The 21557-nt window shown below is 70.3% G+C and carries 16 protein-coding genes and 3 pseudogenes; 7 read left to right on the forward strand and 12 right to left on the reverse strand.

The window, feature by feature from the left end; translation table 11 throughout:
• Positions 1-30 precede the first annotated feature (30 nt).
• A complete protein-coding gene (locus tag JL475_RS28420; protein ID WP_202280821.1) occupies positions 31-852 on the forward strand; it encodes a PaaX family transcriptional regulator C-terminal domain-containing protein in 822 nt (273 codons plus the stop codon).
• Between the two features lie 21 nt (positions 853-873).
• Here JL475_RS28420 and JL475_RS28425 read toward each other — a convergent pair whose 3' ends face one another.
• Together JL475_RS28425 and JL475_RS28430 are read right to left on the reverse strand one after the other, a co-directional pair.
• A complete protein-coding gene (locus tag JL475_RS28425) occupies positions 874-3129 on the reverse strand; it encodes a bifunctional salicylyl-CoA 5-hydroxylase/oxidoreductase (protein WP_307825183.1) in 2256 nt (751 codons plus the stop codon).
• Positions 3130-3197: 68 nt separating this feature from the next.
• Entirely contained in the window at positions 3198-4025 is an 828-nt protein-coding gene (locus JL475_RS28430) for an enoyl-CoA hydratase family protein (RefSeq protein WP_202280823.1), read from the reverse strand.
• Between the two features lie 219 nt (positions 4026-4244).
• Here JL475_RS28430 and JL475_RS28435 point away from each other — a divergent pair, with 219 nt between their 5' ends.
• A complete protein-coding gene (locus tag JL475_RS28435; RefSeq protein WP_202280824.1) occupies positions 4245-4679 on the forward strand; it encodes an ATP-binding protein in 435 nt (144 codons plus the stop codon).
• A 27-nt stretch (positions 4680-4706) separates the two neighbouring features.
• Here the strand turns inward: JL475_RS28435 and argF are convergent, their stop codons facing one another.
• The 3 genes from argF to JL475_RS28450 all read right to left on the reverse strand — a co-directional run bounded on the left by argF (position 4707) and on the right by JL475_RS28450 (position 9334).
• Entirely contained in the window at positions 4707-5714 is a 1008-nt protein-coding gene (gene argF, locus JL475_RS28440) for an ornithine carbamoyltransferase (RefSeq protein ID WP_202280825.1), read from the reverse strand.
• 87 nt (positions 5715-5801) lie between these two features.
• Positions 5802-7025 (reverse strand): arginine deiminase, encoded by a 1224-nt coding sequence (locus JL475_RS28445; protein WP_202280826.1) that lies wholly within the window; start codon positions 7023-7025, stop codon positions 5802-5804.
• A gap of 785 nt (positions 7026-7810) precedes the next feature.
• A complete protein-coding gene (locus JL475_RS28450) occupies positions 7811-9334 on the reverse strand; it encodes a GntP family permease (protein WP_202280827.1) in 1524 nt (507 codons plus the stop codon).
• A 340-nt stretch (positions 9335-9674) separates the two neighbouring features.
• Between JL475_RS28450 and JL475_RS28455 the strand changes: the two genes are divergently transcribed.
• Complete coding sequence (locus JL475_RS28455; protein WP_202280828.1) at positions 9675-10592, forward strand: LysR family transcriptional regulator; 918 nt, start codon at positions 9675-9677, stop codon at positions 10590-10592.
• Between the two features lie 120 nt (positions 10593-10712).
• Entirely contained in the window at positions 10713-11789 is a 1077-nt protein-coding gene (locus JL475_RS28460) for a tartrate dehydrogenase (protein WP_202280829.1), read from the forward strand.
• A gap of 35 nt (positions 11790-11824) precedes the next feature.
• Here the strand turns inward: JL475_RS28460 and JL475_RS28465 are convergent, their stop codons facing one another.
• Positions 11825-14389 carry a polynucleotide kinase-phosphatase gene (locus JL475_RS28465; protein WP_202280830.1) on the reverse strand — a complete coding sequence of 855 codons (2565 nt, stop codon included), beginning with the start codon at positions 14387-14389 and terminating at the stop codon, positions 11825-11827.
• On the reverse strand, positions 14386-15867 hold the full coding sequence (locus tag JL475_RS28470) for a 3' terminal RNA ribose 2'-O-methyltransferase Hen1 (protein ID WP_202280831.1): 1482 nt from the start codon (positions 15865-15867) through the stop codon (positions 14386-14388). The genes JL475_RS28465 and JL475_RS28470 overlap by 4 nt, the downstream gene beginning before the upstream one ends.
• A gap of 95 nt (positions 15868-15962) precedes the next feature.
• On the opposite strand from JL475_RS28470, the pseudogene JL475_RS28475 reads away from it, so the two are divergent.
• Positions 15963-16121, forward strand: a pseudogene (locus tag JL475_RS28475) (GntR family transcriptional regulator); the annotation flags it as partial.
• A 484-nt stretch (positions 16122-16605) separates the two neighbouring features.
• Here the strand turns inward: JL475_RS28475 and JL475_RS28480 are convergent.
• The 3 genes from JL475_RS28480 to JL475_RS28490 form a co-directional block, all read right to left on the reverse strand.
• Positions 16606-16926, reverse strand: coding sequence for a hypothetical protein (locus tag JL475_RS28480; RefSeq protein WP_202280833.1), 321 nt, complete (start codon positions 16924-16926; stop codon positions 16606-16608).
• Positions 16927-17253: 327 nt separating this feature from the next.
• Positions 17254-17601, reverse strand: a complete 348-nt coding sequence (locus JL475_RS28485) for a hypothetical protein (protein WP_307825182.1) — start codon at positions 17599-17601, stop codon at positions 17254-17256.
• A 299-nt stretch (positions 17602-17900) separates the two neighbouring features.
• The gene (locus JL475_RS28490; RefSeq protein WP_202280835.1) at positions 17901-18398 is read right to left on the reverse strand and encodes a hypothetical protein; all 498 of its coding nucleotides are present in this window, start codon (positions 18396-18398) and stop codon (positions 17901-17903) included.
• A gap of 352 nt (positions 18399-18750) precedes the next feature.
• Here JL475_RS28490 and JL475_RS28495 point away from each other — a divergent pair, with 352 nt between their 5' ends.
• Complete coding sequence (locus tag JL475_RS28495) at positions 18751-19236, forward strand: hypothetical protein (protein WP_202280836.1); 486 nt, start codon at positions 18751-18753, stop codon at positions 19234-19236.
• Between the two features lie 247 nt (positions 19237-19483).
• Here the strand turns inward: JL475_RS28495 and JL475_RS28500 are convergent, their stop codons facing one another.
• Positions 19484-19807 (reverse strand): helix-turn-helix domain-containing protein, encoded by a 324-nt coding sequence (locus JL475_RS28500; RefSeq protein WP_202280837.1) that lies wholly within the window; start codon positions 19805-19807, stop codon positions 19484-19486.
• 46 nt (positions 19808-19853) lie between these two features.
• Between JL475_RS28500 and JL475_RS28505 the strand changes: the two are divergent.
• A pseudogene (locus tag JL475_RS28505) lies at positions 19854-20318 on the forward strand (transposase); the annotation flags it as partial.
• A 201-nt stretch (positions 20319-20519) separates the two neighbouring features.
• On the opposite strand, the pseudogene JL475_RS28510 reads toward JL475_RS28505, so the two are convergent.
• Positions 20520-21416, reverse strand: a pseudogene (locus JL475_RS28510) (LLM class F420-dependent oxidoreductase); the annotation flags it as partial.
• Between the last annotated feature and the right edge of the window lie 141 nt (positions 21417-21557).

The raw sequence follows: 21557 nt of genomic DNA on the forward strand, positions 1-21557 counted from the left end.
GGGGGCCGGAGTGGATCAAGACGACCTAAGATGATCAACGTGTCCGACCAGTCCGCGCAGCACGCTCCGAGGTCTCTCATCGTCACGCTCTACGGCGCCTACGGCCGTTTCGTGCCGGGCCCCGTACCCGTCGCCGAGCTGATCCGGCTACTGGCCGCGGTCGGCGTCGACGCCCCCTCCGTGCGTTCCTCGGTGTCCCGGCTCAAGCGGCGCGGGCTGCTCCTCCCGGCCCGTACCGCGCAGGGCGCGGCCGGCTACGAACTGTCACCGGACGCCCGCCAGTTGCTGGACGACGGCGACCGCCGCATCTACGCGACCGCCGCACCCGGTGACGAGGGCTGGGTGCTCGCGGTGTTCTCCGTGCCGGAGTCCGAGCGCCAGAAGCGGCACCTGCTGCGCTCCCGCCTGTCCGGTCTCGGTTTCGGCACCGCCGCGCCCGGTGTGTGGATCGCGCCCGCCCGGCTGTACGAGGAGACCCGGCACACCCTTCAGCGGCTGCGGCTGGACGGTTACGTCGACTTCTTCCGCGGTGAGCACCTCGGTTACGCGCCCACCGCCGAGGCGGTCGCCCGCTGGTGGGACCTCGAGGGGATCGCGAAGGAGCACGAGGCGTTCCTGGAGCGCCACGCGCGGGTGCTGGACGCCTGGCGGGAGCGTGCGGACACCCCGCCCGAGGCGGCCTACCGCGACTACCTCCTCGCCCTCGACTCCTGGCGCCACCTCCCCTACACCGACCCGGGTCTGCCCGCCGGCCTGCTGCCCGCCGACTGGCCGGGGGCCCGCTCGGCGAGCGTCTTCCACGGACTGCACGAACGCCTGCGGGACGCGGGGGCCGAGTTCGCCGGGCTGTGACCCCGAGGGCCGGCCGTCTCCTCAGTTCCCCAGGGTCAGCCGGGGTCTGGGGGCGTCCGTGCGGCCGGTCCGCGGGGGTCTGCGGCCGGCCAGGTAGGGCGCGGGCCAGACGACGCCCTCACCCTCGTAGCCCTGCTCGGCCGCCGCGTGCAGGGTCCAGTGCGGGTCGTAGAGGTGGGGGCGGGCCAGCGCGCACAGGTCGGCGCGTCCGGCCAGGATCAGCGAGTTGACGTCGTCCCAGGAGGAGATCGCGCCGACGGCGATCACGGGGACACCGGCGCGGTGGCGGATGCGGTCGGCGAACGGCGTCTGGTAGGAACGGCCGAACTCCGGCCTCTCGTCGGACACGACCTGCCCGGTGGACACGTCGATCGCGTCGGCGCCGTGCGCGGCGAAGGCGCGGGCGACGGCGACGGCGTCCTCGGCCGTGGTGCCGCCGTCGGCCCAGTCGGTGGCGGAGAGGCGGACGGTCATGGGCCGCTGCTCCGGCCACACCGCGCGGACGGCGTCGAAGACCTCCAGCGGGAAGCGGAGCCGGTGCTCGAGCGGACCGCCGTAGGCGTCGGTGCGGCGGTTGGTCAGCGGGGAGAGGAAGCCGGAGAGCAGATAGCCGTGGGCGCAGTGCAGTTCGAGCAGGTCGAACCCGGCGTGCGCGGCCCGCTCGGCCGCCGAGGCGAACCGATCGCGGATGTCGTCGAGTTGGGCACGGGTCAGCTCGTGCGGGGTCTGGCTGTCCGGCCGGTACGGCAGGGGGGAGGCGGCGACGAGGGGCCAGTTGCCGGTGTCCAGCGGCTCGTCCATGCCCTCCCACATCAGCTTGGTCGAGCCCTTGCGGCCGCTGTGGCCGAGCTGTACGCCGACCGCGGTGCCGGGTGCCGCCGTGTGCGCGAAGTCGGTGATCCGCCGCCATGCCGCGGCCTGACCGTCGGTGTAGAGACCGGCGCAGCCGGGCGTGATGCGTCCCTCGGCGCTCACGCACACCATCTCCGTCATGACCAGCCCGGCTCCGCCCAGCGCACGGGCGCCCAGATGGACGAGGTGGAAGTCGCCGGGGACGCCGTCGACGGCCGAGTACATGTCCATGGGTGAGACGACAACCCGGTTGCGCAGGGTCAGTTCGCGCAGCCGCAGCGGGGTGAACATCGGGGGCGTACCGGGCGGGCAGCCGAACTCGCGCTCCACGGCCCCGGTGAAGCGGGCGTCGCGCAGGCGCAGGTTGTCGTGGGTGACGCGGCGGCTGCGGGTGAGCAGGTTGAAGGCGAACTGCCGGGGCGGCTCCGCGAGGTACAGCTCCAGGTCCTCGAACCACTCCAGGCTGGCCCGCGCCGCCCGCTGGGTGGAGGTGACCACGGGCCGCCGTTCCGTCTCGTACGCGCGCAACGCGGCGTGCAGTGTGGGGTGTTCCCGCAGGCAGGCGGCCAGGGCCAGGGCGTCCTCGACGGCGAGCTTGGTGCCGGAGCCGATGGAGAAGTGGGCGGTGTGGGCGGCGTCGCCGAGGAGCACGACGTTGCCGTGCGACCAGCGGTCGTTGACGACCGTGCGGAAGGTCGTCCACGTCGACTTGTTGGACCGCAGCGGGCGGCCGCCGAGGGCGTCGGCGAAGATCTTGGCGCAGCGCTCGATCGACTGTTCCTCGTCGAGTTCACCGAACCCGGCGGCCCGCCACACCTCCTCGCGCATCTCGACGATCACCGTGGAGGCGTCGGCGGAGAAGGGATAGCCGTGCAGTTGCATCACGCCGTGCGGGGTCTCGGCGATCTCGAAGCGGAAGGCGTCGAAGGCGAAGTCCGCCGCCAGCCAGATGTACCGGCAGCGGTGCTCGGTGATCCGGGGGCGGAAGGCGTCCGCGAAGGCGGCGCGGGTGCCGCTGTGCACCCCGTCGGCGGCCACCACCAGGTCGTACGCCCGGGCCAGGTGCGCGGGGTCCGGCGCCTCGGCGCGAAAGCGCAGGTCGACGCCGAGGGAGCGGCAGCGTTCGTGCAGGATCTCCAGCAGCCGGCGCCGGCCGAGGGCGGCGAAGCCGTGGCCGCCGGAGGTGTGGCGCACCCCCCGGTGGACGATGTCGATGTCGTCCCAGCGGACGAAGTCCGCCCGGAGCGCCGCGTGGACCACCGGGTCGGCGTGCTCGATGCCGCCGAGGGTCTCGTCGGACAGGACGACGCCGAAGCCGAAGGTGTCGTCGGGGGCGTTGCGCTCCCAGACGGTGACCTCGCGCGCCGGGTCCAGGCGTTTGAGCAGCGCCGCCGCGTACAGGCCGCCGGGCCCGCCCCCGACCACCGCGACCCTCCGGACGCCGGTGTCCGTCCCGGCTCCGGACTCCGCCCCGGTCGCGGTGCCCGGCACGGCTACCGCCCCCGCCACTTCGGAGGGCGCTTCTCGGTGAAGGCCGCGTGGAACTCGGCGTAGTCCTCGCCGTTCATGAGCAGGGCCTGGGTGGCGGCGTCCAGCTCGACGGCGGCGGCCAGGGGCATGTCCAGTTCGGCCGTGAGCAGTGCCTTGGTCTGGGCGTACGCCAGCGCCGGGCCGTCGGCCAGGCGGCGGGCGAGTGCCTGGGCGGCCTCGTCGGCACCGCCGTCGTCGGCGAGGGCGCTGATCAGGCCGATCCGCTCGGCCTCGGGCGCCCGGACCGGTTCGCCGAGCATCAGCAGCCGGGTCGCGTGGCCGAGGCCGACCACCCGGGGCAGCAGATAGGCGGCGCCCATGTCGCCGCCGGACAGGCCGACCCGGGTGAAAAGGAAGGCGAAGCGGGCGGTGGGGTCGGCGACCCGGAAGTCCGCGGCCAGGGCGAGGACGGCGCCGGCGCCGGCCGCGACCCCGTGCACCGCGGCGATCACCGGGAACGGGCACTCCCGGATCGCCCGTACGGTCTGCCCGGTCATCCGGTTGAAGTCGAGGAGCTGCGCGGTGTCCATGCCGAGGGTCGCGCCGATGATCTCGTCGACGTCACCGCCGGAGCAGAAGCCGCGCCCCTCCCCGGCCAGCACCAGGGCCCGCACCGCCCGCTCCCGGGACAGCTCGGCGAGCAGGTCGCGCAGGTCGGCGTAGGCGCCGAAGGTGAGCGCGTTGAGTTTGTCGGGGCGGGCGAGGGTGACGGTGGCGACGCCGTCGGCGAGGTCGACGCGCAGATGCTCCCAGCGGGGGGTGCGGGCGGCGGAGCCGGTGAAGGGACTCATGAGGGTGGCCTCCTCGGGCGGGCGCGCCGCGCGGTCTCGCACTGCGGCTGCCGCCCTGCTCACTGAGCTCTACCCCGCGAAGTTATCATTCATCTATGACTGCCGTCAGGAGTGCGCGATAGCTGGATCCGGGTACCCCTGAAAGAGCTCGTACGGGGCCCCGTACGATTGCGTGATTGAAAGCAGGACCACCTGCCTGCTCTCCCCGATCGGATCCCCGTGTACGAATCCCTGACCTCTCCTTCCTGGCGCGTCGCACTGCCGCACACCACCGCGGCCGTGCCCGTCGCCCGTGCACTGGTCCGTACGGCGCTGGCCGAACGGCGGCACGCCGCGGACAGCGACACGGCGGAGCTGCTCACCGCCGAACTGGTCGCCAACGCGGTGGAGCACACCTCGGGGAACACACCGATCGAGCTGGTGGTGGAGCTGCTGCCGACCGGCTGCCGGGTCGAGGTGCACGACGGCGACCCTGCCCCGCCCGGCGACCTGACCCGTCCCGCCCTCGACCCGCCGGACCCCTGGCAGGAGCACGGGCGGGGACTGCTGCTGATCCGCGCCCTGAGCGCGTCGTGCGGGCACCGCCTCACCGAGTCCGGCAAGGCGGTGTGGTTCCGGCTGCCGGTGGTACCGCACCAGCGCCGGCCCTCCTGAGAACGCCGGCGCCGGCCCGCCCGGACCTCAGGCCAGGGTCGCCACCAGGACCGCCTTGATCGTGTGCATCCGGTTCTCCGCCTCGTCGAAGACGACCGAGTGGTCCGACTCGAACACCTCGTCGGTCACCTCCAGCGACTCCAGACCGTGCTTCTCGTACACCTCGCGCCCGACCAGGGTGCCCAGGTCGTGGAAGGCCGGCAGGCAGTGCAGGAAGCGGACGTCGGGGTTGCCGGTGGCGCGCAGCACGTCCATGGTCACCGCGTACGGCGCGAGGGCGGCGATCCGCTCGTCCCAGACCTCCTGGGGCTCCCCCATGGAGACCCAGACGTCGGTGGCGACGAAGTCGACGCCCGCGACCCCCTCGGCGATCTCCTCGGTGAGCGTGATGCGGGCCCCGCTGGACTCCGCGAGCGCCCGCGCCCGGTCGACGACCTCCTGGGCGGGCCAGTACGTCTTCGGGGCGACGATGCGCACGTCCATGCCCAGCAGGGCCGCGGTGACCAGGTAGGAGTTGCCCATGTTGAAGCGGGCGTCGCCGAGGTAGGCGAAGGAGATCTCCGTGACCGGCTTGCCGCTGTGCTCGGTCATGGTGAGCACGTCGGCGAGCATCTGGGTGGGGTGCCACTCGTCGGTCAGGCCGTTGTAGACGGGCACGCCCGCGTGCTCGGCGAGGGTCTCCACGGTGGCCTGGGAGTCGCCCCGGAACTCGATCGCGTCGAACATCCGGCCGAGCACCCGCGCGGTGTCCTTCGCGGACTCCTTCTTCCCGATGTGCGAGCCGCTCGGGTCGATGTACGTCGTGGCGGCGCCCTGGTCGGCGGCGGCCACCTCGAAGGCGCAGCGGGTGCGCGTCGAGGGCTTCTCGAAGATCAGCGCGATGTTCCTGCCCCGGAGGTACCGGGTCTCGGTCCCGGCCTTCTTGGCGGCCTTCAGCTCCGCGGCCAGCTCGAGCAGGCCGAGGAACTCCTGCGCGGTGAAGTCCACCTCCTTGAGGAAGTGGCGGCCGGCGAGGGCGGTCGGGACTGTCGCCATGGGGGCGCTCCAGAGGTGCAGGTACAGGTTGACACATGGAACTCTATACGAAACTCAGAATTTATATGCAAAAGCCCGTCGGCGCCCCTACACCGCGTCCCGCTCGACCGGACAGCTCATGCAGCGCGGTCCGCCCCTCCCCCGGCCGAGCTCGCTGCCGGGGATCTCGATCACCTCGATGCCCTGCTTGCGCAGATGCGTGTTGGTGGTGGCGTTGCGCTCGTAGGCGACGACCACGCCCGGTTCCACGGCCAGGACGTTGCAGCCGTCGTCCCACTGCTCGCGCTCGGCGGCGTGGACGTCCTGGGTCGCGGTCAGCACCCGGATCTCGCTGAGCCCGAGCGCGGCGGCGATGGCCCGGTGCATGTGCTCCGGCGGATGGTCGGTGACCTTGAGCTCCTTGTCCTCGGAACCGGGTTCGATGGTGTACGAACGGAGCATGCCGAGGCCGGCGTACTGGGTGAAGGTGTCGCCGTCGATCATCGTCATCACCGTGTCCAGGTGCATGACGGCGCGCCTCTTCGGCATGTCGAGGGCGACGATGGTCTCGGCGGAACCGGCGGCGAACAGCTTGTGCGCGAGCATCTCCACGGCCTGCGGGGTGGTCCGCTCGCTCATGCCGATCAGCACCGCTCCGTTGCCGATGACCAGGACGTCCCCTCCCTCGATGGTGGACGGATAGTCGGCCTGCCCCTCGGACCAGACATGGAAGTCCTTCCCGCGGAACAGCGGGTGGTGCCGGTAGATCGCCTCGAAGTGCACGGTCTCGCGCTGCCGGGCGGGCCACCGCATGGCGTTGATGGAGACACCGTCGTAGATCCAGGCGGAGGTGTCCCGGGTGAAGAGGTGGTTGGGCAGCGGGCGGAGCAGGAAGTCGTCGAGTTCCATGGCGTGGAAGCGCACGGACGTCGGTTCGGGGTGGACGTCCAGGAACTCCCGCTTGGTCATCCCGCCGACCAGCGCCTCGGTGAGCTCGGCCGCGGGCAGCGGCTCGAACGCCGCGCGGAGGTGGTCGGTGGCCAGCGGGCCGTACTCCTTCTCGTCGAAGACACGGTCCAGGACGAGCTCGCGGGCCGCCGGGATGTCCAGCGTCGAGGCGAGCAGATCACCGAAGAGGTGGACGGTGACCCCCCGGTCGCGCAGGACGTCGGCGAACCCGTCGTGCTCGGCGCGCGCCCGGCGCACCCAGAGCACGTCGTCGAACAGCAGGGCGTCCTTGTTGCTGGGGGTGAGCCTTTTGAGCTCGAGATCGGGCCGGTGCAGGATGACACGGCGCAGCCGTCCGGCCTCGGAGTCGACGTGGTAGGTCATGTCTCCATCCTGACCACCTACGCGGAGATTCACCCCTCTGCGGACGGGGCGGAAACCGGCTCGTGCCGGCCGGTGCGCGGCGGCCCCAGCGGACCGGGGCCGCCGGGTGGCGGGCCCCGGTCGTCACAGTCGGGAAACTCGGTGAGGTCGACACCATCGACGATGCCCTCGTCCTCCCGAGGTCCAAGCAGCGCCCGGAGGGCCTCCTCGTCCACCGTGCGCGCCGCGACATGGACCTGAAGGGCCCTGCCAAGATCCGCCATTCCGGGCAATTCGCCCCACACTCCCTCAGAAGCGCTGTCATCGTCTTCGGGTAAGGACCAGGGCGACTTGGAGGCCCGGCCCGTCGTCCCGCATGTCGTCCGGGGCAGGGGCGCGGCTCCAGGCGCCGTCCTGCCCCAGTGGACGAACCCGAGATGCGGCCCGGCCGCGTCGTGTCGCAGTTCCTTCCACGGCAGCCGCTCCGGTCCGCCGGCGAGAAGATCGACCTCGGGCACAAGAAGATGACCGTGGCTGTTGCCGGGATCCTGTCCGCAGAAGACCGCCCGGCCCTCCGGCAGGCGCCGCATTCGCCATCGTCCCCCGGCCCCGCGGTAATGCAGGCTGTTCCCGTCCGGGCGAACGTCAGCCCGACCGCACTCCGGCAGGGCCCTGGTCGTGGCATGTACCCACACCCGGTCCAGGTGGGGGAGATCTTCGGGAACGCTTGGTCGATGCGTGACGACGACCATGCGTTCGAGGTCCGTCGTGGGACTCGTGCCCGCTGGAGACGGGAGTTGTCCCGGTCACTGGAAAGCCGAGATCGCCAGGACGATGGGCAGCGAGATGAGCGAGGCCAGCGTCATCGGGATGGTGTGGGTCTTGATGGTCCCCCGGGTGGAGAACCCGAGCAGGGACTGGAACATCCAGAAGAAGTTGCTGGAGACGTGGGGGACGAAGAGGGCGCCCGAACCGGCTGCGAGGGCCACCAGGACCACTGGCGTGTCGAGGCTGCCCGCGATGGGCGCCAGAATGCCCGCGGCGGTGATGCCTGCGACCGTGATGGAGCCGAGCGCGATGTGCAGCACAGCCGCCACGATCCAGACCAGCAGCAGGGGCGGCAGGAATCCGGAGGAGAACGCGCTGCCGAGAATCTCGGCCATGCCGGAGCCCTCGATGACGAACCCGAGCGAACCGCTGATGCCGCTGAGGACGAGGATGGGACCGCACTGGGTCAGCGCCGTGCTGATGGCCCCACTGATCTCGTGCCGGGACCGGACGCGGCTCGCCAGCACATAGGCCAGGGTGGCGCCCAGGAGGATGGCGACCACAGGATCGGTCAGGAACACGAGTGCCGCCGAGTCGACGGACATGGCGTCCGCGAGTGCTCCGCCTGCGATCAGGACCAGCGTCAACAGCACCGGTGTGACGGCGACGAACAGGGGCAGCTCCCGTACCTTCTCCCCGAGCGGCACCCCGCCCGGCGCCGTGCCGGGCGACTCGGTGGTGGTCGTCTTCCCACCATCCTGAACAACCGCTGTGGTTCGGGACGAACCGCCGGCTGTCGCCCCGTCTCCGGAAGGCTGCGCCTTCTCGCCCTCCTCGCGGCGGAAACCATTGCCGTCAGGGCCGTCGTGCGCCTGCCCGGGAGCGGACCGGGACTTGTCGTCTTCGTCCACCTCACCGGCCTCGTCGAACTCCGGCTCCCACTTCATCAGGCGCAGAAGGGCGGCGAAAACGAGCGTGGTCAGCAGCGCCGTCGGCAGACCGACCGCGAGACCGATCAGGAACATCTGGCCCAGTGGGACGTCCAGAATGCCTGCGATGGCCACAGCGGCGACGCCGGGCGCGACGAACACCAGACCCACTTCGATGCCGGCGGTGAGCGAACCGCCCATCAGGGCGCGGCCCTTCGGGCCCAGCCGCGGCCCCAGCCGGCGCGCGAGCGGTGACGAGAGCACCAGCAGCACGTCCGAGTAGATCGAGGTGAGCATCGAGCTCAGTGTCGCGGCGAAGACATACGGGACGCTGCGCTCGCCGAAGATCTTGAGCATCGCCTCGACGAGACGCTGCATCGTGTTCGTCACCGTGAGCAGCGCGCCCAGGACGACACCGAACGTCACCAGGATGCCGATGTCACCCATGACGTCGGCGAATCCTGCCGCGAGCGCCTCCGGAGTGCCCTTCGCCCCGACCGCAGTGGTCAGCCCGAGATAGAGGGTTCCGAAGAGAAGCGCGAACACAGAGGGGAACCTCAACCACGTGATCGCGACGACGATGCCGACGATGGCGATCGTCGTGTTGAGGAACAACAGGGCTTCGTCAGGCACGGGAGACTCCGCTCATAGAATTCCACCAGGTCCCTGCAGATCCGTCAGGAGCCGGCCCGACGGGTAGTCCGGGGGCCCGGCTCCTCGCATGGTGCGTCGAGTTCGCGGACCGGTCACTGCCGCCGGACCCGTCGGCGGTGTGTGACGTGTCGTACATGGTGACGACGGTCACCTTCGCTGTCCAAGACGCATATGCAGCCCGACCGATAACATCCGCTTATCGAACGGCAGATACGAGAGACGGCGCCAGTCAGGGCACTCCCGCTCCCGTCAGGGAATCGCCCCCCGGACGTGATCGGGCCGCTACCTGCCGCGCGGGCCGGCGAAGGCGGTGGACGGCTTGGACGTACGACAGCTGCGCTACTTCCTGGCCGTGGTCGACCACGGCGGCGCCCACCGGGCGGCCGAGCATCTCTTCGTCGCCCAGCCGTCGGTGACCCAGACCATCCGCCGCCTCGAAGCCGATCTCGGGACCAGTCTGTTCCTGCGGCAGGGCCGCGGACTCGTGCTGAGCCCATCGGGTGCGGCCCTGGTCGCGCCGGCCCGCGAAGCGGTCCGCTCCCTCGATGTCGCCCGCGAAACGGTCGCGGCCGTGGACGGCCTGCGGGGTGGACAGTTGCGCATCGCCTCCATGCCGTCCCAGGTCGTCAGCCCCCTCACCGGGCTCATCGCCGCCTACGCCGACGCCTACCCTCACGTTCAGGTGGCGGTGGTGGCCGCCGCCCGGCCCGATGACGTCCGCGACGCCCTTCGCAGAGGCGCCGCCGAGGTCGGCATCGTCGCCGCGGCCGGCACTCACGAGGCGTTCGCAGACCTCGACCATGTGCCCATCGAAACGCAGTCGTTCGTGCTCGTCGCCCGTGACGACGCCGGCCTTCCGCCCGGCGACCGTGCCCTCGCCGTCGGCGAGCTCACCGGCCTGCGCCTCGTCACCGGCCAACCGGGCACAGGAATGCGCCGCGTCGCAGACGCCATCGTCGCCGCGACCGACTGCCGCATCACGGTCGAGATCGAGCACCGCGAGGGCCTCCTCCCCCTCGTTCTGAGCGGCCTGGGAGTGGCCGTCGTCACCGACTCCTGGCGCCCCCTCGCCGACGCGGTCGGGCTACGGGTCCGACGACTCGCGGTCGAAGACACCCTCGACGTGGGGCTGGTCTGGCAGCGTCACCGCCTCAGCCCCGCTGCCGCCGCGTTCGTCGCCGTCATCCAAAACGCCGACGACGTCACCGATCCGGGTCTTGGCGGCACAGCCGGCTGAGGCCACCCGGCAGAGCCGCACATCAGCCGGGACAGCGGCACGACCGATAGGCGGGTCTTATCGGACAGGCTGCAATCGGGTCTTGGACAGTCGCGAGCATCCCGGCGTTCCATGGTGCCCATGACCACTCGCTACCGCATCGCCCTCATCCCCGGCGACGGCATCGGCGCCGAGGTGCTGCCGCCCGCCTGCGCCGTCCTCGACGCCGTCGGCAAGCGCCACGGACTCACGTTCGCCTACGACATGCTCGACTGGTCCTGCGAGCGTTACCTCTCCGAGGGGGCGATGATGCCGGCCGACGGTCTGGAGCGCATCCGTCACCACGACGCCATCCTCCTCGGCGCCGTCGGATGGCCCGGCGTGCCCGACCACGTCTCGCTGTGGGGTCTCCTCATCCCCATCCGTCGCCAGTTCCGCCAGTACGTGAACCTGCGCCCCATCAAGGTCCTCCAAGGCGTGCCGAGTCCGGTGGCGAAGGCCACCAGCGACGTCGACCTCGTGGTCGTCCGCGAGAACGTGGAGGGTGAGTACTCCGAGATCGGTGGACGGCTCAACCGCGGCTTCCCCGACGAGATGGCGGTCCAGGAGGCCGTTTTCACCCGTCCTGGCGTCGAACGCATCCTCGACTACGCCTTCACCACAGCTCAGCAGCGCAACGGCGACCTGGTCTCCGCCACCAAGTCCAACGGCATCGTCCACACCATGCCGTTCTGGGACGAACTCGTCAGGGAGGCCGGCGAGCGCTTCCCGCACGTGGCCTGGCGGCAGGAGCACATCGACGCGCTCGTCGCAAAGATCGTCCTCGACCCGGCCCGGTTCGACGTCATCGTCGGCTCGAACCTGTTCGGCGACATCCTCTCCGACCTCGCAGCCGCCGTCGCAGGCAGCATCGGCATCGCTCCCGCGGCCAACCTCAACCCCGAGCGCGAGTACCCCTCCATGTTCGAGCCCGTCCACGGCTCCGCCCCCGACATCGCCGGCCAGGGCATCGCCAATCCCCTCGGCGCGATCTGGTGCGCCGCGATGATGCTCGACCACCTCGGTCACCCCGAGGCCGGCGCCGAGGTCTTCGACGCGTTCTCCTCCGTGCTCGCCACCACCGACGTCCGTACGCCCGATCTCGGCGGGACTGCCGGCACGAAGGACTTCACCCGCCTGGTGCTCGAGGGCATCGCCCACGGCCGGCCCTCCGAGTAGCCGGGAGGAGTCTCACCTCCCGGCTGCTCGGCGCACTAGAGTCGCGGGTCCACCGGCTCCGACTCCAGTGCCAGTACGCCGAAGACCGCCTCGTGCACCCGCCACAGCGGCTCACCCTCGGCGAGCCGGTCCAGGGCCTCCAGTCCGAGCGCGTACTCGCGGACGGCCAGGGACCGCTTGTGGCCCAGGAACCGGCCGCGCAGCCGGGCCAGGTTCTCGGGGCGCGTGTACTCGGGACCGTAGATGATCCGCAGGTACTCGCGGCCCCGGCACTTGATGCCGGGCTGCACCAGGCGGCCCCGCGGATCGCGGACCAGGGCGCCGACCGGCTTGACGACCATGCCCTCACCGCCGCGTCCGGTCATCTCCAGCCACCAGTCGACACCGGACCGCACCGACTCCGGGTCGGCGGGGTCGACGTACAGGCGGCGGGTGGTCCGCAGCAGGCCGGTGGCGTCGTGCTCGACCATGCGGTCGAGCAGGGCGAGCTGCTCGTCGTGCGGCAGGGCGGCGAGGCTGCGGCCCTGGACGGCGAGGATCTGGAACGGGGCGAGGCGTACACCGTCCAGCCCGTCGGTGGGCCAGCAGTAACGGCGGTAGGCGTCGGTGAACGCGGCGGCGTCGTCGGCGCGTTCACGCTGGCGGTCCAGGAGCTCCTTCGCCTCCACGCCCCGGGCGGCGGCCTTCTCCAGGGCCGCCAGCGCGCCCGGGAACACCGCGCCGGAGGCGGCGCCCACGGCGGCGTACTGCGAGCGCAGCAGCCCGGACGCCTTCAGCGACCACGGCATCAACTCGGCGTCCAGCAGCAGCCATTCCGTCTCGAGCGTGTCCCAGAGTCCGGCCCCGGTGATCGCCGTGCGCAGCCGGCCGAGGATCTCCCCGGTGACCGCGGCGTCGTCGAAGAACGGGCGGCCGGTACGGGTGTAGAGCGATCCGGCCGGGCCGTCCTCGACGCCGAAGTGCCTGGCGGCCGCGTCCGCGTCCCGGCAGACCAGGGCGACCGCCCGCGACCCCATGTGCTTCTCCTCGCACACGACACGCTCGACCCCGTCCTCCCGGTACTGGGCGAAGGCCTCGACCGGGTGCTCCAGGTAGCCGTCCAGGTGGGAGGTGGCCGTGGGGGCCATGGTCGGCGGGAGGTAGGGCAGCAGGCGCGGGTCGATCGCGAAGCGGCTCATGACCTCCAGCGCGGCGGCGGCGTTCTCCTCGCGCACGGCCACCCGGCCGGCGTGCCGGGTCTCCACGGCCCGGCGGCCGTGCACGTCGGCGAGGTCCAGCGGACGGCCGTCCTGCCCGCCGGGGGCCTCGGTGCGCAGCGGGCGGACCGGCTCGTACCAGACCCGCTCGGCCGGTACGTCGACCAGTTCCCGCTCCGGCCAGCGCAGCGCGGTGAGCTTGCCGCCGAAGACGGCGCCGGTGTCCAGGCAGATGGTGTTGTTCAGCCAGGTCGCCTCGGGGACCGGGGTGTGGCCGTAGACGACGGCGGCCCGGCCCCGGTAGTCCTCGGCCCACGGGTAGCGCACGGGCAGGCCGAACTCGTCGGTCTCGCCGGTGGTGTCGCCGTACAGGGCGTGGCTGCGGACCCGGCCGGAGGTACGGCCGTGGTACTTCTCCGGCAGCCCGGCGTGGCAGACGACCAGCCTGCCGCCGTCGAGGACGTAGTGGCTGACCAGGCCGTCGACGAACTCCCGCACCTCGGCGCGGAATTCCTCGCTCTCGCGGTCCATCTGCTCGACGGTCTCGGCGAGTCCGTGGGTGTGCTGGACCTTGCGGCCCTTCAGGTACCGGCCGAACTTGTTCTCGTGGTTGCCGGGCACGCACAGCGCGTTGCCCGACTTCACCATGGACATCACCCGGCGCAGCACGCCCGGACTGTCCGGTCCGCGGTCGACGAGGTCGCCGACGAAGACCGCGGTGCGGCCCTCGGGGTGCACGCCGTCGGAGTAGCCCAACGCACCGAGCAGCAACTCCAGTTCGGCGGCGCAGCCGTGGACGTCGCCGATGATGTCGAAGGGGCCGGTGAGGTGGGTGAGGTCGTTGTACCGCTTCTCGGTGACGACGGTGGCGCTCTCGACCTCGGCGACACCGCGCAGGACGTGCACCTTGCGGAAGCCCTCGCGCTCCAGGCTCCGCAGGGAGCGGCGGAGTTCGCGGATGTGCCGCTGGACGACCCGGCGGGGCATGTCCGCGCGGTCGGCGCGGGCCGCGTTGCGTTCGGCGCACACCTCCTCGGGCACGTCGAGCACGATGACTATCGGCAGCACGTCGTACTGCCTGGCCAGGTCGATCAGTTGGCGTCTGGCGTCCTGCTGGACGCTGGTGGCGTCGACGACGGTGCGGCGGCCCGCGGCGAGCCGCTTGCCCGCGATGTAGTGCAGGACGTCGAAGGCGTCCCCGGACGCGCTCTGGTCGTTCTCGTCGTCGGCGACCAGGCCGCGGCAGAAGTCGGAGGAGATGACCTCGGTGGGCTTGAAGTGGCGGCGGGCGAAGGTGGACTTGCCCGAGCCGGAGGCCCCGACGAGGACGACGAGGGAGAGGTCGGTGACGGGCAGGACCCGACCCCCGGCGCTTCGGGCTTCGACGGTGGTCTCGTTGCTCATGCCGCCTCCGCCTCCTTCTTCTTGTCCACGGTCTTCTTGTCCACGGTCACGAACACGGCCATCTGGGTGGGCGGGCCGACCTCGGGGTCGTCCGGCCCCACGGGCACGAACTCGACGTCGTAGCCGTGCCGTTCGGCGACCTCGGCCGCCCAGGCACGGAACTCCGCACGGGTCCACTCGAAGCGGTGGTCGCCGTGCCGGACGTGCCCGGCGGGCAGGCTCTCCCAGCGCACGTTGTACTCGACGTTCGGGGTGGTCACGAGGACCGTGCGGGGGCGGGCCGCGCCGAACACGGCGTACTCCAGGGCGGGCAGCCGCGGCAGGTCGAGGTGCTCTACCACCTCGCTGAGCACGGCCGCGTCGTACCCCTTGAGCCGCTTGTCGGTGTACGACAGCGAGCCCTGCAGCAGCTTCACCCGCGCCGCCTGCCGCTCCCCCATGCGGTCCAGCTTGAGCCGCCGGGAGGCGATGGTGAGCGCCCGCATGGACACGTCGAGGCCCACGATCTCGGTGAAGGCCGGGTTCCGCAGCAGCTCCTGCACCAACTGACCCTGCCCGCAACCGAGATCGAGCACCCGGGTGGCCCCGGACACGCGGAGCGCGGCGACGATCGCGTCCCGGCGCTGCACGGCGAGCGGGGTCGGCTTCTCCTCGCTCTCCGTCTCCTCCCCCACGGCGTTGTCGATCTCCTCGACCTCGCTGTCGTCCGCCTCGGCCAGCCGGACCAGCTCGAGCCGTTCCAGCGCCTCCCTCGTCAGCGACCAGCGTCGGGTGAGGTAACGGCTGGTGATCAGCTTCTGCTCCGGGTGGCCGGACAGCCAGCCCTCACCGGCACGCAGCAGCTTGTCCACCTCGTCGGACGCCACCCAGTAGTGCTTGGCGTCGTCGAGGACGGGGAGCAGGACGTAGAGGTGGCGCAGGGCCTCGGCGAGGGTGAGGGTCTCCGCCTCCAGGACGAGGCGCACGTACCGCGAGTCGCCCCACTGCGGGAACTCGGTGTCCAGCGGCACCGGCTCGGCCGTGACCGTCCAGCCGAGCGGCTCGAAGAGCCGGCCGACCAGGGCGGGGCCGCCGCGCGCGGGCAGCGCGGGTATCTCGATGCGCAGCGGCAGCGGCCGCCCCGGCAGCTCCGGGCGGGCCTTGCACACACCGCGCATCGCGCTGGAGAAGACCGCGCTCAGCGCGACGGCGAGCAGCGAGGACGCCGCGTACGGGCGGTCGTTGACGTACTGCGCGAGCGCGGCGTCGGGAGCGCCGCCCCGACCCTTGCCCCTGCCCCGCCGGACCAGCGCCACCGCGTCCACCTCCAGCAGCAGCGCCGCCGTGCAGCGCTCGGCGTCCGCCTCGGGGTAGAGGACGTGCGCCGTGCCGTAGGAGGTGGAGAACGCCTGCGCCTTCCCGGGATGCTTGTGCAGCAGAAAGCCCAGGTCGGTCGCGGGGCGCTCGGGGACGCCGGTGGTACTGATCGTCAGGAACACGTACCCGAGTATGGGTGGCGTCGGGCCCCCACCGATACTCGATTACCTCGCGAGCAGCAGCGGCCCCCACCAGGCCGGCAGACGGCCGGCCGGCCACAGAGGACACCGGGCGGGGCGGGACATACGCCAGGCTCGCCGAACCCGGATACGAGCCGGTGCACTTCCGCGAAGAGATCCGCTCACACATGCCCTCGCAGGACGGGGCGGCACAGCTGAGCATGTCCGCGGGCACCCCGGTCATCCTCACCTGCCGCTGAGTCACGACCTTCTTCACAGGCTCAAGCACCCGCCGTCGCTCCGCTCCTCCGGACGGGCACACGGGCATTTCGAAGTCAGCGCCGGCGACAGTTGGACAGCAGGAACCCCTGTGCGTGGCCGTTTGCAGCCGACACCGCGCTTATCCCTTTGGCTGCACCGACGACGTTTGACCGGACTCGCCGTGACTAGCCTGCCAAGCATTGATTTGCAGGCCAGGAACAAAATATTCATCCGATCGGTTACGAGCCATCCGCTCTCTTCGCCGATCAGCGGAAGTGGTCGACAACCTCGTCCGGTCCCAGATCCCGCACCATCCCTGCGAGCTCGCCCAGGAAGTGGGCCCGACTATCCACGTGCATGTGCAAGCCAGTCAGGAGAGCCCGCGCTCACGCGCCAGGCTCCGCCAGCCGAGCGGCGGAGCCTGGCCTTTGAGGCTTGGGACATCCGGTGCATCCTGCCGGACGTCGCGAAACCCCTGTTCTACTCCTCTTCCGTGCACAGCCTGTCGTAGAACTTTTCGTAAGCGGCCGAGTAAGCCTGCATGTACTTCGAGTTTTTCGACTTCGGCGCCCAGGACTGCTTGTATTCGCAGTCCGGGCCGTCAGCCTGCCCGGCTACCCGTCCGTCTCGAGCACCCTCCTTCGCCCCCGGGGTCGGCGGCTTCAGGACCTGATTCACAGACACCGACGCGGCGTGGGTGGTGTCGGCCGAGCCTTGCGCCATGGCTGCGGGCGAGAACGCCAGGGCCACTGCTGCGGCGAGGGGGCTCGCCACGAGTGCGACGGTTCGCTTCGCGTGCATAGTTACCCTCTTCCTTGATAAGGGTGCGGCACATGGCGCCTCGACCTGGCCAAGGCACTTCCTTCGTGCGGTTGCCGATCAGGGAGCGGCATCTACACTCTCTGGCACCATGAGGCCGGTGGATTCTGGCTTCCGACGCCAACTTCCTTGCGAGCCGGCTGCTACTCGCAATTGCGGCGTCTCCAATTCGACCGTAGCGAGCACCGGCCAGGATGTCTATTTATGACCTGATCCCGTGATTGACGTGCCAACTACCGCCGACTCCGCAGTGACTGAGGGCTGTCTCGTAAGTGCTGTTCATCTCCAACGGGAGACAGCCCGCGGCGGTCAGCAGAAGACGAGTTCGACTTCCTTCTCCAAGCAGTACTTCATGACGGTGACCAGTTGGCGCACGTCGTCGATGCGTCGCTCAAGGACGGGGTCCCCGTCCTCGTGTTGCCGCTGGTCGGTGATTGCTTCCAGCCTGGGCAGCATGGCCGCGCATTGAGCGGGCGCGAGAGAGCCCTCGTCGTCTGGATGGTCGAGGAGCGGTGCCAGTGTGGTGGAGACGCTGCTCCACATGCGGTCGCCACCGAATCCGTTCATCTCCGCAAGGGTGAACCCCTCTGCCTGAGCCAGCCACTCCCTGAACATGTTGAAGCCGGTGCAGGACCAGGAGACGTCTGGGCTGGTCACGTCGTCGTCTCCGGGGGAGAGCATGAGCCCCGTCTTGTTCCTCCTTGCTTACCCGGGGCCCAGGATCAGTCGCGGGGAGACGTGTCGGCAACTGAAATGATCTGTCGTACGGCTGGTGTGATCACGGCGTCGGAGTCCTCGTGGACAGCCCCGTTCACCGGGCTGAGTGAACCGTGCCTGTTCTGCATCGGACTCCACCCAATACGACGGGACGTCAGCAACCGGGCATCAACCGACCATGCCGAAGCCCTGGGCCGAGTCCAGCCGGGTGCCTGCCGGCACGCCTGTCAGAGGAAACCTCAGCAGGGCCCGCGCGCAGCCCGCTCCGCCACGAGCACCACGCGCCGTGCGCCGTCATCGCCGTCCACGGTCCCGGCCCCGATCCACCAACTCCCGTAGGCCCAGGCCCGCATGTCCACCACGTGGTTGCCGAAGGGGGTGAGCAGGGGCAGTCCTGCCGTCGCGTCCACCGTCGGATCGGCGTGCCCACCCATGGCGAGGTTGCGCGAGGGCCCGTACCTACGGCTGATCTCCTCGACCAGATCGGCCAGCGTGACCTTTCCGGAAACGGCAAGACACAGGTGCCCTGCCCCATGCCCCGCCACGCCGCACTCCAGCGGCTGCGGACCGCGGGCAACCAACGGCGTCACGGCATCAAGCAGTTCGTCCCTCCCGATGCGCTTCCGTTCCTCCCCGCGCATACGTGCCGCCCTGTTGTCCTCCTTGATCCCCCGGATCTCTCGCTTGACACGGAAGCCGATGTAACCCCACGCCGGGAGCGCAGCGACAAGACTCATCAGCCGATCCTCGCCGGACTCCCCCGACCCGAAGGTGATCGACCCATAGACAGCCGCCCAGACGATTGCGAAACCGAGCAGACGATTCATGGCCCCCTCCGGCCCCCTTGGGAAAACGGTCGGTTCTACCGGACACCGGCCCCGTAGTGCGAGCCATCGGAAGCTTCGGCCGCATCACCCCGGGCGGCGCCGTCTGCAAATCCCTGCAATGGCACGGTCCGGGTACCTTTCCGCAGCATAGCCAGGCAGCGTCTCGGCAGGACAGCAGGAGCAGCGCGATCGAACTTACAAGGCGGGAGTCAAGGAGGGTCCGGGCAGTCATGATCACCCAGTCCTCCCTACACTCCAGGTCATGCCGACCCAGCATCAGCCCGTGAGCCCCACCGACGACCTGTTGTCGATCATCGACAGGCTGAGCGCGCTCCCCTTCCCCGATTCAGAGGTCAAGCCCTCGACAAAGGGCGAGTGGGGCGGGCCCGGATATCACCTGGCCGTGCTCCGCGAGAGCCAGGACTTCTGGGACGACCGGAGCGAGGACGTCGTCGAGGCAGCCGAGCGGGAAATGGAGGCCGACTTCGCCGCGCTGGCTGGCTCTTTGACCGAGCGCTGGGGAGCCCCAGAGACCGTCGACCTGGGCCGATATCTCGGCTTCGCCGAACCCGACCCCGGGTTCCGGGCCCCGAAGTCGCTCGGCTTCCTCAGCGGAGTCGCCGTCAGCATGCAGGTGTGGCGGCTGCCGTCCTCCGGGCGCTGGGTTGGCCTAACCATCGGCCAGGCCGATCCTGAGTGGCCACTCCAACTGCTTGTGGCCTTCGGTGATTCATCCTCGCTCCAGTGAGGCGGTGGCCCCCTCCGTACGGATCAGAAGGTCACTGACATCCATGGCTGACATCAACGTCATCGGACGGTGACGGATCCAACGGACCTCCAGCGGATCGGAGAGCCGCCGCCGCTCATTGTTCCGGCAGCTCGCTGGGAGCCGAAATCGAACTCCTGAAGCGGGTGTCGCAGGTTCGAATCCTGCCGGGGGCACCAGCCGAAAGGCCCCGGACCGATCATGGTCCGGGGCTTTTTGCGGTTCGGTTTCAGGCGGCGTGCGGGGTGAAGGTGACGCGGGAGTCGCCCTCGTCGATGGCCAGGTTCAGGGTGCCGTCCAGGGCCTTGGCCAGGCGTCGCAGCAGCGGAAGCGTCGGCACGGTGTCGCCGCCCTCCATCCGGGACACCTGAGGCTGCGTCATCCCGGCCCGCTCGGCCGGCTCGGCCTGGGACAGACCGAGCTCGATCCGACGGTCGTAGACCGCCTGCCCGAGGTCGCCGGCCAGCCGTGCGTCGACGTACTCCTGGTCGTACTCCACCGCCTCACCCGCAAGCTGCCGGGCCCGGCGCGTCCTCCACGTGCTGTGATTCATCAGCTCCCCTTGCGCCGATCGTAGGTGTGCTCGGCCCGGTGAGCCGCGCCGCAGGCGCCGGGCTGCCTACAACCGATACGGCGGAGTACGTCACCTCTTCGCCGTCCTGGACCTGGCCAAGGACAAGCTCTACGGCCGCATCAAGCCCCTCAAGAAACGCACCCAGTTCCTGGAGTTCTGCAGGTACCTGCGCAGCCTCTACCCGCCCGAAGTCCGTATCGCGATCGTCTGTGACAACTTCTCCCCACACCTGACCACGAAGAAGTGCCGGCGGGTCGGCACCTGGGCGGCGGCGAACAACGTCGAGATGGCCTGCACCCCGACCAACAGCTCCTGGCTCAACCGCATCGAGGCCCAGTTCACCGCCCTGCGCCACTTCACCCTCGACGGCACCGACCACACCACCCACAAGGAGCAGGGCAGCATGATCCGCCGCTACATCATCTGGCGAAACCGTCACGCCGACGACCGGCGCCTACGCGCCGTCGTCGACAGGGCGAACGTCGCCTGATGCGGCACTGGCCCGCCACTGCGTGCCACAGTCATGTCAGGTCCAGGGGTCTACCACGCTGAAGTGTGAGCCGTCCCAGTGACCGATCTTCTGCGAGATCACGAGCGAGGACGGCGAGCCTCCGTCCGCAGGCCTGCCGTGAGTACGTGCAGGCCTGCGGGTGTGAGTCATGCGGGTGGTCTGCCCGCGCGGCCGGAGGGGCTAGGGCAGCTGGGACTGGACCTGGGAGGAGATCAGTTCCAGGTGGTCGAGGTCGGAGAGGTCGAGGATCTGGAGGTAGATGCGGCGGGAGCCGATCTCGGCGTAGCGGCCGATCTTGTCGACGACCTCGGCGGGCGAGCCCGCCAGGCCGTTGGCCTTGAGCTCGTCGACCTCGCGGCCGATCGCGGCGGCGCGGCGGGCGATCTCCCGGTCGTCCTTGCCGACGCAGACGACCAGGGCGTTGGAGTACACGAGGTCGTCGGGGTCGCGGCCGGCTTCCTGGGCGGCGGCGCGCACCCGGCCGAACTGGCGCTCGCTGTCCTCGAGGGAGGCGAAGGGCATGTTGAACTCGTCCGCGTAGCGTGCGGCGATGCGCGGGGTGCGGACGGCGCCGTGGCCGCCGATGAGCACCGGGACCTTCGACTGGGCGGGCTTGGGGAGCGCCGGGGAGTTCGTGAGGTCGTAGTAGGTGCCGTGGAAGTCGTAGGTCCGGCCGGGCTCGGTGGCCCACAGCCCGGTGACGATCTCCAGCTGCTCCTCCAGGCGGGCGAGCTTCTCCTTGGGGAAGGGGATGCCGTACGCCGTGTGCTCCTCCTCGAACCAGCCTGCGCCCAGGCCGAGTTCGATGCGACCGCCGGACATCTGGTCCACCTGGGCGACCTGGATGGCGAGGACGCCGGGGAGGCGGAAGGTGCCGGCGGTCATCAGGGTGCCGAGCCGGATGCGCTTGGTCTCTCGGGCGAGGCCGGCCAGGGTGATCCAGGCGTCGGTGGGGCCGGGCAGGCCGTCGCCGGAGCCCATTTTGAGGTAGTGGTCGGAGCGGAAGAAGGCGTCGAAGCCGAGGTCCTCGGTGGCCTTGGCGACGGTGAGCAAGGTGTCGTAGGTCGCCCCCTGCTCCCGAGTTCATCAGTTGATGGGCACATGAATGGGTCCGGGGCGTCGTTGTCGCAGGTCAGCGCGATGCGGCCTGTGGGCGGGTAGCGAAAGTGTGGGCACACGATTTCTAGAACGATCTAGTCTTGTCCTCGTCATTTGTGT

The sequence above is a fragment of the Streptomyces sp. M2CJ-2 genome, from assembly GCF_016757295.1.
Taxonomy (GTDB): domain Bacteria; phylum Actinomycetota; class Actinomycetes; order Streptomycetales; family Streptomycetaceae; genus Streptomyces.

Coding starts and splice junctions, on each gene's coding strand:
- JL475_RS28420 (WP_202280821.1), top strand. CDS start 31: ATGATCAACGTGTCCGACCAGTCCGCGCAGCACGCTCCGAGGTCTCTC.
- JL475_RS28430 (WP_202280823.1), bottom strand. CDS start 4,025: ATGAGTCCCTTCACCGGCTCCGCCGCCCGCACCCCCCGCTGGGAGCAT.
- argF (WP_202280825.1), bottom strand. CDS start 5,714: ATGGCGACAGTCCCGACCGCCCTCGCCGGCCGCCACTTCCTCAAGGAG.
- JL475_RS28445 (WP_202280826.1), bottom strand. CDS start 7,025: ATGACCTACCACGTCGACTCCGAGGCCGGACGGCTGCGCCGTGTCATC.
- JL475_RS28460 (WP_202280829.1), top strand. CDS start 10,713: ATGACCACTCGCTACCGCATCGCCCTCATCCCCGGCGACGGCATCGGC.
- JL475_RS28465 (WP_202280830.1), bottom strand. CDS start 14,389: ATGAGCAACGAGACCACCGTCGAAGCCCGAAGCGCCGGGGGTCGGGTC.
- JL475_RS28480 (WP_202280833.1), bottom strand. CDS start 16,926: ATGCACGCGAAGCGAACCGTCGCACTCGTGGCGAGCCCCCTCGCCGCA.
- JL475_RS28490 (WP_202280835.1), bottom strand. CDS start 18,398: ATGAGTCTTGTCGCTGCGCTCCCGGCGTGGGGTTACATCGGCTTCCGT.
- JL475_RS28495 (WP_202280836.1), top strand. CDS start 18,751: ATGCCGACCCAGCATCAGCCCGTGAGCCCCACCGACGACCTGTTGTCG.
- JL475_RS28500 (WP_202280837.1), bottom strand. CDS start 19,807: ATGAATCACAGCACGTGGAGGACGCGCCGGGCCCGGCAGCTTGCGGGT.